This window comes from Mycolicibacterium komossense (assembly GCF_025822605.1).
GTDB lineage: Bacteria > Actinomycetota > Actinomycetes > Mycobacteriales > Mycobacteriaceae > Mycobacterium > Mycobacterium komossense.
The window spans coordinates 19975-35855 of record NZ_JACKTY010000039.1 but is presented as its reverse complement, the minus strand read 5'-3'; the positions used below and the strand labels follow the sequence as shown (position 1 = coordinate 35855).

At 65.6% G+C, this 15881-nt stretch carries 14 protein-coding genes; 2 read left to right on the top strand and 12 right to left on the bottom strand.

What is annotated here, in order from left to right:
• Nucleotides 1-178 precede the first annotated feature (178 nt).
• The 9 genes from H7J73_RS24120 to H7J73_RS24080 all read right to left on the bottom strand — a co-directional run bounded on the left by H7J73_RS24120 (nt 179) and on the right by H7J73_RS24080 (nt 10720).
• Nucleotides 179-1930, bottom strand: a complete 1752-nt coding sequence (locus H7J73_RS24120; protein ID WP_264070256.1) for an IlvD/Edd family dehydratase — start codon at nt 1928-1930, stop codon at nt 179-181.
• A gap of 2 nt (nt 1931-1932) precedes the next feature.
• Complete coding sequence (locus H7J73_RS24115) at nt 1933-3663, bottom strand: phytoene desaturase family protein (RefSeq protein ID WP_264070255.1); 1731 nt, start codon at nt 3661-3663, stop codon at nt 1933-1935.
• A gap of 1 nt (nt 3664) precedes the next feature.
• Nucleotides 3665-4012, bottom strand: a complete 348-nt coding sequence (locus tag H7J73_RS24110; RefSeq protein ID WP_264070254.1) for a RedY/HapK family protein — start codon at nt 4010-4012, stop codon at nt 3665-3667.
• Nucleotides 3999-5435: an aminobutyraldehyde dehydrogenase gene (locus H7J73_RS24105; RefSeq protein ID WP_264070253.1), complete on the bottom strand. Its 1437-nt coding sequence runs from the start codon at nt 5433-5435 to the stop codon at nt 3999-4001. The genes H7J73_RS24110 and H7J73_RS24105 overlap by 14 nt, the downstream gene beginning before the upstream one ends.
• Before the next feature lie 2 nt (nt 5436-5437).
• Complete coding sequence (locus H7J73_RS24100; protein ID WP_264070252.1) at nt 5438-5977, bottom strand: TetR/AcrR family transcriptional regulator; 540 nt, start codon at nt 5975-5977, stop codon at nt 5438-5440.
• Nucleotides 5978-6132: 155 nt separating this feature from the next.
• Entirely contained in the window at nt 6133-7680 is a 1548-nt protein-coding gene (locus tag H7J73_RS24095) for an APC family permease (RefSeq protein ID WP_264070251.1), read from the bottom strand.
• Between the two features lie 102 nt (nt 7681-7782).
• Nucleotides 7783-8787 (bottom strand): 4-hydroxy-2-oxovalerate aldolase, encoded by a 1005-nt coding sequence (gene dmpG / locus H7J73_RS24090; RefSeq protein ID WP_264070250.1) that lies wholly within the window; start codon nt 8785-8787, stop codon nt 7783-7785.
• Nucleotides 8784-9722 carry an acetaldehyde dehydrogenase (acetylating) gene (locus H7J73_RS24085; protein ID WP_264070249.1) on the bottom strand — a complete coding sequence of 313 codons (939 nt, stop codon included), beginning with the start codon at nt 9720-9722 and terminating at the stop codon, nt 8784-8786. The genes dmpG and H7J73_RS24085 overlap by 4 nt, the downstream gene beginning before the upstream one ends.
• A gap of 35 nt (nt 9723-9757) precedes the next feature.
• Nucleotides 9758-10720, bottom strand: coding sequence for a hypothetical protein (locus H7J73_RS24080; protein WP_264070248.1), 963 nt, complete (start codon nt 10718-10720; stop codon nt 9758-9760).
• A gap of 165 nt (nt 10721-10885) precedes the next feature.
• On the opposite strand from H7J73_RS24080, the gene H7J73_RS24075 reads away from it, so the two are divergent.
• On the top strand, nt 10886-11659 hold the full coding sequence (locus H7J73_RS24075) for an IclR family transcriptional regulator (RefSeq protein ID WP_264070247.1): 774 nt from the start codon (nt 10886-10888) through the stop codon (nt 11657-11659).
• A gap of 612 nt (nt 11660-12271) precedes the next feature.
• Here H7J73_RS24075 and H7J73_RS24070 read toward each other — a convergent pair.
• Nucleotides 12272-12850 (bottom strand): Rv1733c family protein, encoded by a 579-nt coding sequence (locus H7J73_RS24070; RefSeq protein WP_264070245.1) that lies wholly within the window; start codon nt 12848-12850, stop codon nt 12272-12274.
• Nucleotides 12851-13289: 439 nt separating this feature from the next.
• The gene (locus H7J73_RS24065; protein ID WP_264070244.1) at nt 13290-14123 is read right to left on the bottom strand and encodes an NAD(P)H-binding protein; all 834 of its coding nucleotides are present in this window, start codon (nt 14121-14123) and stop codon (nt 13290-13292) included.
• Between the two features lie 87 nt (nt 14124-14210).
• On the opposite strand from H7J73_RS24065, the gene H7J73_RS24060 reads away from it, so the two are divergent.
• On the top strand, nt 14211-14669 hold the full coding sequence (locus H7J73_RS24060; RefSeq protein WP_264070243.1) for an Rrf2 family transcriptional regulator: 459 nt from the start codon (nt 14211-14213) through the stop codon (nt 14667-14669).
• 49 nt (nt 14670-14718) lie between these two features.
• Here H7J73_RS24060 and H7J73_RS24055 read toward each other — a convergent pair whose 3' ends face one another.
• Nucleotides 14719-15876, bottom strand: coding sequence for a DUF993 family protein (locus tag H7J73_RS24055; RefSeq protein WP_264070242.1), 1158 nt, complete (start codon nt 15874-15876; stop codon nt 14719-14721).
• Nucleotides 15877-15881: the final 5 nt, after the last annotated feature.

Here is a 15881-nt window from a genome sequence, read left to right as displayed (position 1 = left end):
TTCTGCGCATCGCGAGGTCGAACAGCCCGACCAGGGCGCCGGCGCCGCATCCAGCCGCGCAGATCAGCGACGGTTGTCCAGGTTTCCAGCCTTCCTCGTCTGGATCGTGGGGATTGCGTGAGGTCCACTCGCCGAACGTCGCGATCTCCGCATCCGCTTTTTTGTTTCCCGTCCACGCCTACCATCCGCCGACCCAGCCCTCGAAGATCGCCTCGGGTTCGTCCTCGGGTCGTTGGGAACGCCCGACGAGGAAATCGAAGTCGCAGCCCTGGTGGGCCTGCAACACGTGGTCGACGTACATGGCGGTGTAGCCGCGCACATGCCGCGTCGCTGCGGGCGCCAGCTCGGCTCGGCGCGCCGCCAATTCGTCATCGGAGACGAGCATGTCGAGCTTTCCCGCATGGGCGTCGAGTGCGATGACGTCACCGTCGCGCACCAGGCCCAGCGGCCCTCCCGCCGCGGATTCCGGGCTGACGTGCAGCACGCAGGTGCCGTACGCGGTTCCGCTCATCCGGGCATCGGAGATGCGGACCATGTCGGTGACACCCTGTTTGAGGAGCTTGCTGGGGATGGGGAGTTGACCCCACTCCGGCATGCCAGGGGCACCGCGCGGCCCGGTCGAGCGCAGAATCAGGACGGAATCGGGGCTTACGTCCAGATCCGGGTCGTCGAACCGGCGCATCAGATCCTGCATGTTCTCGAACACGACGGCAGGGCCCTGATGTACCAGTAGCTCGGGACTTGCCGCGCTGCACTTGATCACCGCACCGTCGGGTGCCAGGTTGCCGCGCACCACCGCCAGGCCCTGCGGCGGCTGGAACGGCTCACCCAACGAGGCGATGACGGACGTGTCGGAGGATGCAGTCGTCGGCAGATTGTCGGCGACGGTCTTACCGGTGACGGTCAGGGCGTCGGTGTGTAGCAGCGTCTCCACCGACTTCATCACCGCCGGGATTCCACCGGCGTGGAAGACCTGCTCGACGAGGTGCTCACCCGCCGGGCGCACGTTGACCATCAGCGGTGTGCGGGCCGAGAGCTCGTGAAAGCGGTCCAGCGACAATGGAACTCCGACCCGTCCGGCGATCGCCAGCAGATGCACGATCGCATTGGTCGACCCGCCGACGGCCAGCATCAGCGTGATGGCGTTGTCAAAGGCCTCCGCGGTCATGATCTGCGACGGCCGGAGTCGCTCGAGTGCCAGCCCGACGGCCCGCGCACCGCATTCCTCCGCGACCTGCATTCGGCGTGAGTCCATGGCGGGGATGGCGGCACTCCCGGGTAGCGTCATGCCGAGACCTTCGACGAGCGTGGCCATTGTCGAGGCGGTGCCCATCTCGGGACAGTGGCCCCGCGACGGTCCGGCCGCGGCCTCCAGTTCCTCGTAGCCGGCCATCGACATGCGGCCGGCCCTGACGTCGTCGATGTATTCCCAGAGGTCGGTTCCCACCCCGAGCTGCTTACCCCGGAACACCGCCGGAGAGGCAGGTCCTCCCGTCAGTGCAATGGCGGGGACGTCGGCGCTGGCCGCACCCATCAGCTGTGCGGGGACCGTCTTGTCGCAACCGCCGAGCAGCACGACGGCGTCGAAGGGATAAGCCCGGATGGATTCCTCGACGTCCATCGCCATGAGGTTGCGGAACAGCATGGTGGTCGGCTTCATCAGCTGTTCGCCGAGTGACATGGTGGGGAATTCGAGTGGGAAACCTCCTGCCGCAAGCACTCCGCGGCGCACCGAATCGGCCAAGCCGCGAAAGTGCATGTTGCAGTTGACGACTTCGGACCACGAATTGCAGATGCCGATGATCGGTTTACCCTCGAAGGCCATCCGGGAGAACCCGGAAGCCCGCATTGCCGAGCGGTGGACGAATCCGGGAACATCTTGTCCGGCGAACCATTTTGCGCTCCGTAAGCGCCCTGGTGTGGTCGTCATGGCTAGCGGACGCGTGCGGCGTAGGCGGTGATCTTGCGCAGCGCGGGTTGGCGCGCGGCCTGGTACCCCACCCAGCGTCCCGGCCTGGTCGACATCAGGGTGCCGACCAGCCGTTGTTGCCACGGGGCCTTGCGGGTACCGCCTCGCGGGGTGGGGCTGCGCGCCGGGGCGGTGACACCCGCGGCGTCGTCGAGGGCGACCTTGGCTGCGTTGTGGCCGTTGGCGCCCATCACTCCACCGCCGGGGTGGGTACCGGAACCGCACAGGTAGTAATTTCCCACCGGGGTGCGGTAATTCGACAACTCCGGGATGGGACGCGCACCGAACAGCTGGTCCAGCATCATGCTGCCGTGGAAGATGTTGCCGTCGGTGATCAGGTACTCGTCGTTGAGATCGTCGGGCGTGATGATCGCGCGGTCGAGGATGTGCTCGCGAAGGTTGGGCGCGTAGGTGAAGAGATCTTCAAGCACGAGGTCGGCCCACTTCTCCTTCTCCGCCGCCCAGGTGGTTCCGGTCAACTCGGACGGGAGCTGCTGGATACCGAGGGTCATCGTGTGCAGGCCCGCCGGGGCCAACGAGTCGTCGGTGACCGACTGCGTGACGGCCTCGATGACGAACGTGCTCGGGAAGGTCCCGCGGCGCTGTGCCTCGTAGGCCTCCTCGAATGCCTCCCGGCTCGGTCCCAGCAGCTGATGGCCGTGGTGTTGCGGGCCCTCGGTGGCGTCGGGAAACGGAAGATATTGTGGCAGTTCGTCGATCAGCAGGTGGATCCTGGCCATCGATCCGCGGGTGTCGATGGCCTTGACGTCGCGGACCAGTGTGGCCGGTAGTACGCCGGGCTCGATCAGCTGCAGCAGGGACCGCTTGGGGTCGGCGTTGGAGAAGACCTGTCCGGCCGTGATGACGGTGCCGTCGGCGAGGCGTACTCCGGTGGCCGTGCCGCGCTCGACGACCACGGTGTCGACCGGGGTCGAGGTCCGGATCTCGGCGCCGTAGTGACGGGCGCCGGCGGCCAGCGCCTCGCTGATCGCACCCATCCCGCCGCGGGCCATGCCGAACTGTCCGAAGTTGCCGTTGAACTCACCCCAGGAGTGGTGGCCGTAGGTGTAGGCCGTTCCCGGTGACGACGGTCCGCCGAAGATCGACACCATCCCGAAGAACGTCAGCATGCTCTTGAGCCGCTCGTCGTCGAAGTACCTGTCGAGCAGGTCGCGCACCGACAGCAGGGTGAACTCGTTGAACAGCGTCTGCTCACCGGCCGCCTCGAAGGCGGCAAGCACCTCGGAGCGCTCCGGCGGGGAGGTCAGCAAATAGGGGGTGACGAGCCCGGCGAAGCGCTGCAACCGGACCCCGAAGTCGAGGAAGGCCTGGGCGTCCTTCTTGTTGATCTTCTCCAGTTCGCGCAGCGTCCGGTCGGTCTCCTTCCACATGGTGAACGAAGTGCCGTCGCGAAACAGGCTGAAGGACAGAGCATCACCCTGGTACAGCTCGAGGCCGAACCTGGCGAGCTCAAGTTCGGCGATGATCTCCGGGCGCAGCAGCCCCGCGATGAACGCGCAGGAGGACCATTTGCTACCGGGGATCAGCTCCTCGGTGACGCAGGCTCCGCCGACCACGTGGCGCGCTTCGAGGACCAGCACGCGCTTTCCGGCGCGCGCCAGATAGTTGGCGGTCACCAGGCCGTTGTGGCCGGCGCCGATGATGACGGCGTCGTAATCTGGTGTATCGGGCATGTCAATTCTCCTGTGGCAGCGGTGATTTGCGGGTCAGCAGCGTCGAAACGCTGTCCGGCTCGACGAGTTCATCGAACCTCTCGACCACGGGTTTGAGCTCCGGCGCGGAGTCACGGACCCGTTCCCATTCCGGCCACGACGAGACCGTCATGATCTCGACGACGTGGGTTTCGGTGGGTTCGGAATCGGTGGGTTCTGCCAGGAAGACGTCGAATTCGAGTACGACGTCGAAGGACAGGCACGTCGGCCGGTCCAGTTCGGCCGAGAACTTCTCGAACTCCTCGGCGTCGACCCCCGGACGTAGCCGGAAGGTGTTGACGGCACTCACCGCCATGTCAGGCGATCTCACGGTTGATCATGACGTGCTTGATCTCGGTGTACTCCTCGAGGGCATAGACCGACATGTCCTTGCCGTTGCCGGACTGCTTGAAGCCGCCGTGCGGCATCTCGGGGGTGACCGGCAGATGGTCGTTGATCCACACGGTGCCGAACTGGAGATCACTCGAGGCGGACATGGCCCGCGAGATGTCGTTGGTGAACACCGATGCGGCGAGGCCGTATTCGGTGTCGTTTGCCCAGGCGATGACGTCGTCGCGGTCGGTGAACCTTGTCACCGAGGTGACCGGTCCGAACACCTCGGTGCTGACGATCTCGTCTCCTTGGCGGGCGCCGACGACCACGGTGGGGGCGGTGTAGAAGCCGGTGCCGGGGTTGTCGCCCTGGATCAGCTCGGTGTGGCCGGTGGCCTTGGCCCGCTGGACGAAACCCTCGACCCGGTCGCGGTGCGCCGCGGTGATGACCGGTCCCATCGTGGTGTTGTCGTCCGCGGTGTCACCCAGATCGAGTTCCTTGACTGCCTTTTCGAGACCGGCTACCAACTCGTCGTGCACAGACTCGTGAACATAGAGCCGCGACGCGGCCATACAGTCCTGCCCGGAGTTGCAGAATGCGCCCTCGATGATCTTGCCGACGGCCAGCGCGACGTCGGCGTCGGGGTACACCAGCACAGGCGCCTTGCCGCCGAGTTCGAGATGCAGCCTCTTGAGGTTGGAGTCGGCGGAGGCGCGCATCAGAGCCCGGCCGGTGTCCACCGATCCGGTCAGCGACGACATCCGCACCCGGGGGTGGGCGACCAGGCGCGCGCCGACATCCTCACCGTCACCGGTCACGACGTTGAACACCCCGGCAGGAAACAGGTCCTGTGCGAGTTCGGCGAGCCGCAGGACCGAGAAGGGTGTGTGCTCAGAAGGCTTGAGCACCAGTGTGTTTCCGGTGAGTAGGGCGGGGGAGATCTTCCAGATCGCCATCAGCAGCGGATAGTTCCATGGCGCGACGGACCCGACGACGCCGAGCGGATCGCGCCGGATGATGCTGGTCTTTCCGCGGACGAACTCGCTGGCTGCGCGGCCTTCCATCGTGCGGGCGGCACCCGCGAAGAACCGGAGGTGATCGGGGATCATCTCCATCTCTTCCAGCGCCAGGCTGATTGGTTTGCCGACATTGCGAGACTCGATCTCGGCGAGCGTGCGCTGGTCGGCCTCGATCCGGTCGGCGAGGGTCAGGAAGGCCCGGGCCCGTTCGCCCACTGGCGTTCTGGCCCAGTCGGGGAAGGCGGCATCGGCCGCTGCCACTGCGCGATCGACGTCGGCGACGCCGCCGTGCGCGATCTCGGCGAAGGTTTCGCCGGTAGTGGGTGCAGGTACCTGATCGACGGCGCCGTCTGCAGCGTCGGTCCAGTTGCCGTCGATGAACATCTTGCTCTGGTAGGTCATGATCACTCCTTGGTCGGTGGTGTTCGGTGCTTGCCGGTCTGTGCTCCGTCGGCTGCCATGGTCAGAAGGTGGCGAACCTCCTTCTTTGAAATCGGTTGCTGTGCAATGGACATGCGCACCATCAGGCCCTCGACGACGACGTCGATGAGCCGGGCCGTGGCGCGGTCGAAGTGCTCGGTCAGGGCGTCCTCGGCGCGCTCGATCCACCGTTGCGTCAGGCGCCGGGTTTCGGGCTTGCGCACCGCATCGCCGTACAACTCGTAGGTCACGGCCAGCTCATTGGGGTGAGCGGCCAGGTCGTCGGTGATTGCCGCGGCAATGCATTCGATGATGTCGTCCGCGTCGTGGCAGGACGCCAGTCGCGCTTCGAAGCGGCTGGCCAGGTTGTCGACGTGGGTTTCGAACGCCTGGTAGACGATGTCGTCGAGGGTGGCGAAGTGGTAGGTGATCGAGCCCAACGGCACATCAGCGGCAGTGCCGATCGCGCGGTGCGTGATGCCCGCGATGCCGTCTCGGGCCAGCACCTCCAGCGCCGAGGTCACGATGCGCTCCTTTCTCTCGGGGTCGTGTCGACGTGCCCGTCGCGGTGTGGATGCCATGGGCCCTCCGTTGTTAAGAACGTTTGTACGCATCGATGCGGACAAATGTACGTAACGGTGGACGCCACTGCGCGCCGAATCGTGGAAAGAGGCGGTCGCTACTGAGCTTCGGGGGCGGGTTCGTCCAGCTCGCGCTCGTTGAGCGCCTGCCCTACGAGTGCGTACCTCGCCGGCGCGAAGATGCGCAGGTAGCCGCCATAGAGGAGACCTGCCAGTAGGGCGAGGAAAACCAGCGACAGCATGAACGTCGCCATCACGCCCTGGACACCGAGCAGAATATCGAGGCTGTTCAAGGTCAGGACGAAGAACGCGCCGAGTCCGAGGATCGCGAGGATCGGGGCGATCACTGTGTTCCAGGGGCGTTTGTCGACGTCCGACTTGCGGAAGAACGCGAAGATCGCGATGCCTGCGATGAGCTGCGACAGGATGACGCCGATCGTGCCGATCCCCGTCGCCCAGGTGAACAGAGTGGCGAACGGGTCCTGGCCGAAGACAGCGAACAGGGCGATGACGATGCCCACGGTCACACTCTGCACGATGCCCGAGACCCACGGCGTCTGGCGGCGCGGCAACGTCCAGCCCAGCGGTTTCCACACCAGTCCCTGCCTGCCGAGCGAGAACTGGTACCGCGAGACGTTGTTGTGGAAGGTGACGATGGCGGCGAAGGTCGCCGACACGATCAGCGTCTGGAAGACCACCGAGATGTTGTGGCCGATGATGGCATCGCTCGCCGCGAAGATGAAGTTTCCTCCGGTTTCGTTGGCCATCCCGACCACCTTGTCGATGCCCAGCGCATTGATGATGAGCCAGCCGGATACGGCGTACAGAACGCCCATGAACGCGATGGACAGATACGTCGCGCGCGGGATGGTGCGGGCCGGATCGCGCGCTTCCTCACCGTAGATCGCCGATCCCTCGAAACCGATGAAGGATGCATGAGCGAACATCAATGCGACGCCCAACGCCCCGCCGAGGACGACGCTCGGCTCGAAGGGCTCGAAGGAAAACTGCGATACCGGCACTGATTTACCCGACAGGCTGAACGCACTGAGGATGGTGATCATGGTGACTTCCAGTGTCATGAAGACCCCGAGCACCTTCGCCCCGGAGTGGACGCCCTGCACGCCCAGACCCAGGCACAGCACCAGAGCGCCGAATGCGTAGGCCCACCAAGGGATGTCGATACCCAGGGCCGGGTTGAGCAGCTCGGAGGCGTAGTACCCGAAACCACCGTAGAGCCCGGCCTGGATCGCGTTGTAGGCGAAGATCGCGAGGAACGCCGACCCCAGTCCTGGGATGCGTCCGAGGCCGAGCGTCACGTAGGCGTAGAACGCGCCCGCATTGGTGACGTGCCGACTCATCGCGACATACCCGACCGCGAAGATCATCAGGACCACCGCGGCGATGACGAACGCCCCTGGCATGCCCACACCGTTGCCCGCTCCGATGATGATGGGGAACAGCGCCACGACGACGGTGAGAGGGGATGCCGCGGCGATGATGTAGAAGAAGATGCTCGGCACGCCGAGGCTGTTCTCTCTGAGTCCGTGATTGCGCCGCCCGGCAGGCGGTGAGGTGCCGGGCGGAGACGACGACGGCGTCGCAGTGGGCCGTCGCGGTGGCAAGGATGCGGTGACGTTCTCCATGGTCGTTCATCTCTCGTGTTTTGGCGTGTCGATGATGCGTGCTGATCAACTCCCGGTTCTGCTCCGCAGCAGGGTCCGCGAACCGGGCGGGGGAGCGGTCTCTCACCTCCTCATGTCGAGGGCGAGATCGATGAGCAGATCTTCCTGGCCGCCGACCATCGACCTGCGGCCGGCTTCGACGAGCAGATCGCGCGTCTCGATGCCGACTTCAGCGGCAATACGCTCGGCGTGCAACAGAAAGCTGGAGTACACACCGGCGAAGCCCAAGGTCAGCGTCTCGCGGTCGACGCGGACGGGTCGTCGCTGCAATGGCCGGACGATGTCGTCGGCGGCGTCCATCAGCGCGTAGAGATCACAGCCGTGGTGCCAGCCGTTGAGTTCGGCGACGGCGACGAAGGCCTCCAGCGGGCAGTTGCCTGCCCCTGCGCCAAGACCGGTCAGTGATGCGTCCACCCGGTGTGCGCCTTCCTCGACCGCGGTGAGTGAATTCGCCACTCCCAGCGCCAGATTGTGATGTGCGTGCACGCCGATCGTCGTCGTCGACGCCAGGACGCTGCGGTAGGCACGGACGCGATCGCGAATCCCGGTCATGGTGAGGCGGCCACCGGAGTCGGTGACGTAGACGCACCCGGCACCGGCGTCCTCCATCATCTTCGCTTGCGCCGCAAGTTCATCCGGCTGCGCGAGGTGCGACATCATCAGGAATCCGGCGACGTCGAGGCCGAGAGTGCGGGCGGTGCCGATGTGCTGACCAGCGATGTCGGCCTCGGTGCAGTGGGTGGCCACCCGCACGGAGGTCACTCCGAGGTCGGCGGCGGCGCGCAGGTCGTCCAGGGTGCCGATGCCCGGAATGAGAAGTGTGGTCAGCCTGGCATTCTGGACGACGTCGGCTGCGGCGGCGATCCATTCGGCGTCGTCGTGGGACCCGGCTCCGTAGGTCAGGCTGCCGCCGGCCAATCCATCGCCGTGAGCCACCTCGATGGCCGATACACCCGCCTGGTCGAGTGCGCTCGCGATCCGCCTGACCTCGGTCACGGAGAGCGAATGCCCCACGGCGTGCATACCGTCGCGCAGTGTCACGTCCTGGACGTACACGTCGGTAGTCATCGTGCCGGCTCCTGGGTGACGCCGACCTCGGCCACGCGAACTGCGGCGGCCGTCATGATGTCGAGGTTTCCTGCATACGCGGGAAGGTAGTCGGCGGCGCCCTGCACTTCGAGGAATACCGTCACCTGAAGCAGTTCGGCGAACTCGCCTGCGGGGCCGGCCAGCCGCCGACGTCGATCTCCCATCGGGACCGGAGAGGTTCGGATCTCCTGCGCCAGGCGGTACCCCGGTACGTAGTGCGCCACCTCGGCGACCATCGCGGTGACCGCCGACGCGATCTTCGCCTCGTCGGTCGCCGACACCAGCGCGGCGACGGTGTCGCGCATCAGCATCGGCGGTTCGGCCGGGTTGAGGACGATGATCGCCTTGCCCCGCACGGCACCGCCCACGGACTCGATAGCGCGGGCAGTCGTGGTGGTGAACTCGTCGATGTTGGCACGCGTTCCCGGACCTGCCGATCGCGACGAGATGGACGCGACGATCTCGGCGTAGTGCACCTCGGTCAGGCCGGCGAGCGCCGCGACCACCGGAATGGTGGCCTGCCCGCCGCACGTCACCATGTTGAGGTTCCGGTACCCGCTGAGCCGGGACATGTTGACCGCGGGCACGACGTAGGGACCGATCGCGGCAGGAGTCAGGTCGATGACCCGCTTTCCGGCCCGCGCCAGTTTGGCATCGTTCACGCGGTGCGCGCCGGCGCTGGTGGCGTCGAACACCACGGCTACGTCGTCGAAGACGGCGAGGTCCAGCAGTCCGTCCACGCCGTCGGCCGTGACCGCCACGTCGAGAGCGGCAGCTCGCGCGAGACCGTCACTCGCGGAGTCGATTCCGGCCATTGCTGCGATATCAAGCACCTCGGAACGGCGAATTTTCATCATCAGATCGGTGCCGATATTGCCTGACCCGATGATCGCCGAAAGGTGGCGTTGTCCCACTTTTTCCTCCGTTCCGAGGTGCCGATGTCGTGTTGTCAGTTCGCGAGCGCTTGCGCAGCAGTACGCGGAACCGGCGATACTGCGACGTCTGAGGCATTGGTCTGCACGAGCTCGTTGAGAATCGCGGCGTGGCGGACCTTGTGGCGGACGAGCTCCTCGTGGAACTCGGGTCTGACCCAGCCGTTGTACATGACGGCCTCCGACTCGCCGGGCTCGATCTTGAAGTACACCGGTCCCGCGACGCGGGCGATATCGCCGGCCTCCCATAGCCGATTCATCCCGCCGAACGACTCGAAGGTCTCGGCCCAGACGTCGAGCGGGATGTCGACCGAGTGTCGGATGGCGGCGAGCATCGGGCGGGAGAGATCGCCAACGGGATTGACGCTGTCGGCGCCGAGGTCCTGCAGGATCCGGATGGAGGCGGGGTTGGCGTGGCCGGCGTAGACCGAGATCTTGAATTTCGCATCAGCAGGGATGTGGCCGGCGTCGCGCGCCTTGTTGAGGATGTCGAGAACGCCCTCATCCCACACCAGAACGCCGCGGATACCGGTCGAGAAGATCCTGAGGTAATCGTCGAGCAGGTAGCGGATGTTGTCGAGGCCGCGCACGCGTCGCCCACCGGCCTGGCCTTCGGTGCTCAGCGCCTGACGTCCGAGATCCCACCCGGTCCGCGGTCCGGGAACGGCGACGAGGTCGATGGAGTTCTCCGCTGCCAGAGCGGCGACATCACTGAGTTCCTTCGTGGTGAGCAGCGTGGTGCCGCCACCGAATGCGATGACGCGGTGAATGAACACGCCCTGCTTGTCGGCCTCGTCCAGCATGGCCTCCAAGGTCGAAAGCCGTTCTACGCCAGAGATTTCCAGACGGTACTTCCCGCCGTCGTCGAATGCCTTGACCGACGGCGTGAGGGCGTAGTCGTCGGCCGTCTGAAGGTTTTGCGAGGCCAGGATGCTGGCTCCGTCGACCTTGGAGTTACGGCTGTCGGCTGCGGTAGGCATTGCGTCTCCTTCGAGGAACGGATAGCGCGAAATCCGTATTTCACTGAGTGATATCTAACTGCGCTAGATGAAATCTATGTGGTGTGCACCACTCTGTCAACCGGAAAGCGACGAGCCGATCCAGCCGCGGACGGCGTGACACTGGGTACTGGTAACCTTCACTGAGTGAAAACAGCCGCCGTATCAGAGAAATCCGCCAGCCTGATCGGAGTCGAGCGCACGGCCAGGATCCTGACCGCCGTGGCGGAGTCCGAGGTCGGCAATCTCACCGAGATCGCCAGGCGCACAGAGCTAAACGAGGCGACCGTGCTGCGCTACCTGAACAGCCTGTCCGCGCTTGGATACGTCGAACGGTTCAACGCAAACCAGTACCGACTGGGCTGGGAGATCTTCAGGCTCGGGCAGCGCGCCTTCTCGAATCAGGTTCCTTCCGAGGCGGTGCTGCCCACCATGACGCGGTTGATGAATGAGTTCAACGAAACGGTGAACTTTGCCGTGCACAAGGACCACAGCGTCGTCATCCTCGAAGTCGTCGAGGGTAAACGCGCGGTCACGAAAGTCAGCGACGTCGGACAGACCGATCCCTGGCACGCCTCCGCATTAGGCAAGGCCATGCTGGCCACGATGCCGGACAGCGTGTGGCGTGACATCGTCGCCTCAGCCGGACTCCCGGAGTTGACCACCCACACCATCACGTCGATGAAGAAGATGGCGGTGGAGATCAAGGAGATTCGCGAACTGGGCTTCGCTGTCGATCGGGAAGAGGCCGCAGAGGAACTCACCTGCGTGGCGGCTGCCGTACCCTCTTCGAACGGAGGGCCATCTCGTTACGCGCTGAGCATCAGCTTCCTGACCCACAGGTTGGACCCGGAGAACCTGGAACGCGCGGGTGCCCAGGTTATCGCAGGCGCCCGTGAGATCGCGGCCAAGCTCCCCTGAGCCGTCCGCTCGGCCGGTTCGACACTGGCTCAGACGAGGGGTTGCGACGTCGTCGGTCCCTAGCGATGGACTTGGTTGGGTGCCCACGTGGTCGGGGCGGGAGGCTGGTGGTATTGCCGCAGGCTGGGGGTCGTCGTGGGAGCGGCGCTCGTTGAGGTCGCGGCGCTTGTCGAGGGACCCGCGGGTGCCGACGGGGTCACAGCTACTGGCGGGGCCACGGTTGCCGACGGAGCGACGGTTGCCGACGGGGCCAATGTTATCGGTGGGGCGACGGTTGCTGATGGGGCGACAGCGGGCGAGGGGGCCGTGGTTGCGGAGGCGACGACGGGCGGAGGAGCCGCGCTCGGTGCCGGGGGCGCGATGGGCAGGGCCGGGGCGTCTGCGGCCTCCGTAGGCTTTACCGGGGCCGGCGTGTAATCAGGGCCGCCGCCCGGCTTGTGTAGAACCGTCAGCACCACGATGACTGCCACGACTGCCGTCAGCGCCGTCATCACCACCCCGCGAACGGATGCGTGCCGTATCAGCCAGTGGTCCTCGATCCCTCGCACAGCGCCGAAGGTTACCGCATTCTCGACGCGCTCAACGGTTTCACGTTCGCATCCGTGTCCTCGATCAGATGAGTCTGTTGGCCCAGCCGTCGTCGTTGTGCGCCAACAGTTGCAATTCGCGCTCCCAGGCTCTTGTGCGCGATCGATCCAGCCATCTGCGCAAACCTGCCGCCACGAGGGCGGCAGCCGCCACCGCGCTGAGCCACACGGCCCAGGCCCGGCTCGTCATGCTGGACCTGACCTCGTCGGCCGTCGTCGGCGGGTGAACGATCTTTCCTGAACCGTCGAGCCAAACCGTAAGAGGTGCACCGGCTTTGAGGAACACCGGGCCGGGAACCAGCTCGGTGCGCAGTTGTGTCCCTTCCTTCCACTGCGCTCGGACCGGCGCCGGCTTGGCGAAGCGCGCGGAAGGTGCGGAGCTATCGTTGAGGGCCACTGCCGTCACCGGATGCCAGTCTCGCTGCTGCGCGGAGATCGTCTGCATGCGGGCTTCTGAAATATCGTCACCGATCCGATTGACGAAGGGGATGGCGATCAGGCTGAGTCCGATGATGAGAACGATCGAGATCGCTTCGAGTCGATCGGTCCTACGGATGAGCGGGTTGGTTCCGAGTGCATGCATCACCCAGCGGACGCGACTCACCAACTGTGTGTGACCCATCAGCTGGCGCCGGTACCGAGGCATGTTACGAACATGTTTCCATGGTGGCAGTTGGACCGCCGCGAATGCCAGCTACCGGGTCGCATCGCGACAGACATCACATCCGCAGCGGTCCGCCGTCGTCAATCGATCGTGAACGCGGTTGGGCGGCTGCGGGATTCAGGTGCGCTGGGAGCTGGGGCAAACACCTTGATCTGAGAGCGAATTTGATTCTCGCAGAGCAAAACTCGATCCGGCTAGTCGTTGGCCGCGTGGACTCACTGCGTTGGCGTGCGCCAACGCAGTGAGTTCCCTGTGAGCATCCACAGTGCGGAGAGGAGCGGCGCGGGCCGTCGACGATAAGCGGCACCTGCGTGGCGACAGCGCACTGATCCACTCGCCTCCTCGGCGAAGCCCGATCACCTCGCCTGGGTGTGCGGTGTCAGGGCAGCAGGCTGCTTAGCGGTGCCGGCTTGGCGCCGGTGAGGTGCTCAACCGCTGGCGTGACTGCGCTCAAATAGCCTTCGCGGATCGAGGCGCCGAACGAGGTCAGTAGTTGGGCGACGCCCCGTGGCAGTCCTGCTGTAACGAGGCCGGATTCGTAGGTGGTGTCGTCGACGTCGACGACCTCCACTGCGGGTCCCGCGAGGCGGGCGAGGTCGTGGGCGGAGAGCGCTTCGGGGCCGGTGACGTCGTAGGCCGTGTCGTCGGCGGCGAGCCCTGTCAACGCGCCGACGGCGGCGGCTGCGCAGTCGTCGCGGGTGACGTAGGCGGCGCGTCCGTCACCTACGTTGGTCACGAACTTGCCCGACGCGGCAGCGTGTTCGATAGTGGGCAACTGAATATCGGCATAAAGGTTGTTACGCAACGAAATCCACTTCATTCCGCTGGCGCGCAGGGCGTCCTCGGTGGCGCGATGATCGGGTACTACCAGCGCTGGGTTCACGTCGACCGGTTCGGGTACCGACGTGTAGACAACGAGTTCGACACCGGCCGCCGCGGCGGCCGCGATAGCTGCGAGATGGCCGGCCACCCGGTCGCCGACGCTGTCGGTCGACACCAGCAGCAGCCGGTCGACGTCGGCGAAGGCGTCAGCGAGCGTGGCGGGCTCGGTGAAATCGATCCGACGGATGCGGGCACCGCGGGCGGCGAACTCTGATAGCGAGTCCACCGAGCGACTGGTGAGGACCACCTCGGCGGGATCGACGGCGTCGAGCAGGCGGGCGGCGACCCGCCTGCCCAACAGGCCCGACGCACCTGTGACTCCGATCGACATCTGCCACTCCTCTTCGTATTCGCAATCACAATGATTGCGGTTTCGTGAACTGTAGTCGCGTCGGTTGCGGTATGCCAGGCTGATGGGGTGGCCACTCCGACGAACACCCAGTTCGCGGTGGCTGTGCACGTGCTGACCTATCTGGCCGGTGTCGGGGGCGCTGTCCTCGTCAGCTCAGAGGAGCTGTCGCGGAGCGTCGATGCCAACCCGGTCCACGTTCGGCGCGTCCTGACACCTCTGCGGCGCAGTGGGATGGTGACGTCACAACCAGGTGCCCGAGGAGGCTGGATGCTGACCCGTCCGGCCGATTCGATCACGCTCGCCGAGGTGTGGTGCCTCGTTCAGGCGGGCGATCCTGTCTTGGGCTTGCACGGCCCGAACCCATCCTGTCCGGTCGGTATCGATGTGCAGCGCGCGTTGGTGGTCATCGAACGACAGGTCGCCGACGCGGTCGAGACGCGTCTGGGCACGATCACGATCGCCGACGTGCTCAGCGATGCCGCCAAGTCTGCTGTCGACTCGCAGGCGGCCCCGCACGGCAACTGAGTCGCGATAGCCGCAGCGAACCGCCGGGACAGACGGTGGCGTGGAGAAATCACGTCAAGCCGTGCACGGCGAAGTACGCGGTGGCGCGCGCTGCGGTCAGATCGGGATCCGGGAACAAGCCGATCGCGTCGCCGGCACGGATAAGTTCCGCCAGATGTTCTAGGCAGCGGCCGGTTTCGAAGCCGCCGATCATCCGAAAATGACTCTGCTTTCCGTTGAGATATGCGAGCCAGGCCACTCCGACTTTGTAGTACTGCGTCGGTGGAGCGAACACGATTCGGCTCAGCGCCTCGGTGGGGCCGAGGATATCGCGGAAGCCCTGCTCATCCCCGAGGTCGAGCCGAGCGAACGCCGCCGACGCGTAGGGCGCGATGGCTGCGAATGCGCCCAGCAGCGCGTCGCTCGATCGGGTGCCGTCGCCGGCGATCAGGTCAACGTAGTTGAAGTCGTCGCCAGTGAAGATGCGGGCTGGCTCCGGCAGGCGGATGCGCAGTGCGATCTCGAGTTCTGGATCGAGCAGTGACACCTTGATGCCGCGGACGGCGGGCAGGTGTTCGGTGATGATCTGTACGACGGTGTCCATCGCTGCGTGCGGCTCGGTGAAGCCCCAGTATCCGGTGAGTGCGGGGTCGAACATCGAACCGAGCCAGTGCAACACGACCGGCCGGGACGCCGAGTCGAGGACGTCGCTGTAGACGGCGAGGTAGTCGTCGGGTCCGGTTGCGGCGCGCGCGAGGTCGCGGCTGGCCATGAGCACGACGTTGCCGCCGGCGGATTCGATGGCGTCGATCTGTTCGATGTAGGCGTCGCGGATCTCCTCAATGCTCGGCCGCGGATTGTCGAGCTGGTCGGTGCCGACCCCTACGACGACCTGACCGCCGACCGACCGCGCCTCATCGAGCGTGCGCAGGGCCAGCTTCTTGGCTGCAGCCCAGTCCAGCCCCATACCGCGCTGGGCGGTGTCCATCGATTCGGCCACGCCCAGTCCAAGCGACCAGAGATCATGCCGCAACTGCGCGGTGGCGTCCCAGTCGATGGCGTCGCCAAGATCGGCCGTGCAGGCGCGCACTGGGTCGGCGACGACGTGGGCAGCGGCGTACACCGCCCGGCTGGCCGGGGGTGTGGAGCGAACGTCGAGTTGGGCCGGCTCGTTGAGTAGTAACCGGGTGCAGGTGTGATCAGGTGAGGGGAGAAGTAGTGCAGCCATTGAGC

Coding starts and splice junctions, on each gene's coding strand:
- H7J73_RS24120 (WP_264070256.1), bottom strand. CDS start 1,930: ATGACGACCACACCAGGGCGCTTACGGAGCGCAAAATGGTTCGCCGGA.
- H7J73_RS24115 (WP_264070255.1), bottom strand. CDS start 3,663: ATGCCCGATACACCAGATTACGACGCCGTCATCATCGGCGCCGGCCAC.
- H7J73_RS24105 (WP_264070253.1), bottom strand. CDS start 5,435: ATGACCTACCAGAGCAAGATGTTCATCGACGGCAACTGGACCGACGCT.
- H7J73_RS24095 (WP_264070251.1), bottom strand. CDS start 7,680: ATGGAGAACGTCACCGCATCCTTGCCACCGCGACGGCCCACTGCGACG.
- dmpG (WP_264070250.1), bottom strand. CDS start 8,787: ATGACTACCGACGTGTACGTCCAGGACGTGACACTGCGCGACGGTATG.
- H7J73_RS24080 (WP_264070248.1), bottom strand. CDS start 10,720: ATGCCTACCGCAGCCGACAGCCGTAACTCCAAGGTCGACGGAGCCAGC.
- H7J73_RS24065 (WP_264070244.1), bottom strand. CDS start 14,123: ATGTCGATCGGAGTCACAGGTGCGTCGGGCCTGTTGGGCAGGCGGGTC.
- H7J73_RS24055 (WP_264070242.1), bottom strand. CDS start 15,876: ATGGCTGCACTACTTCTCCCCTCACCTGATCACACCTGCACCCGGTTA.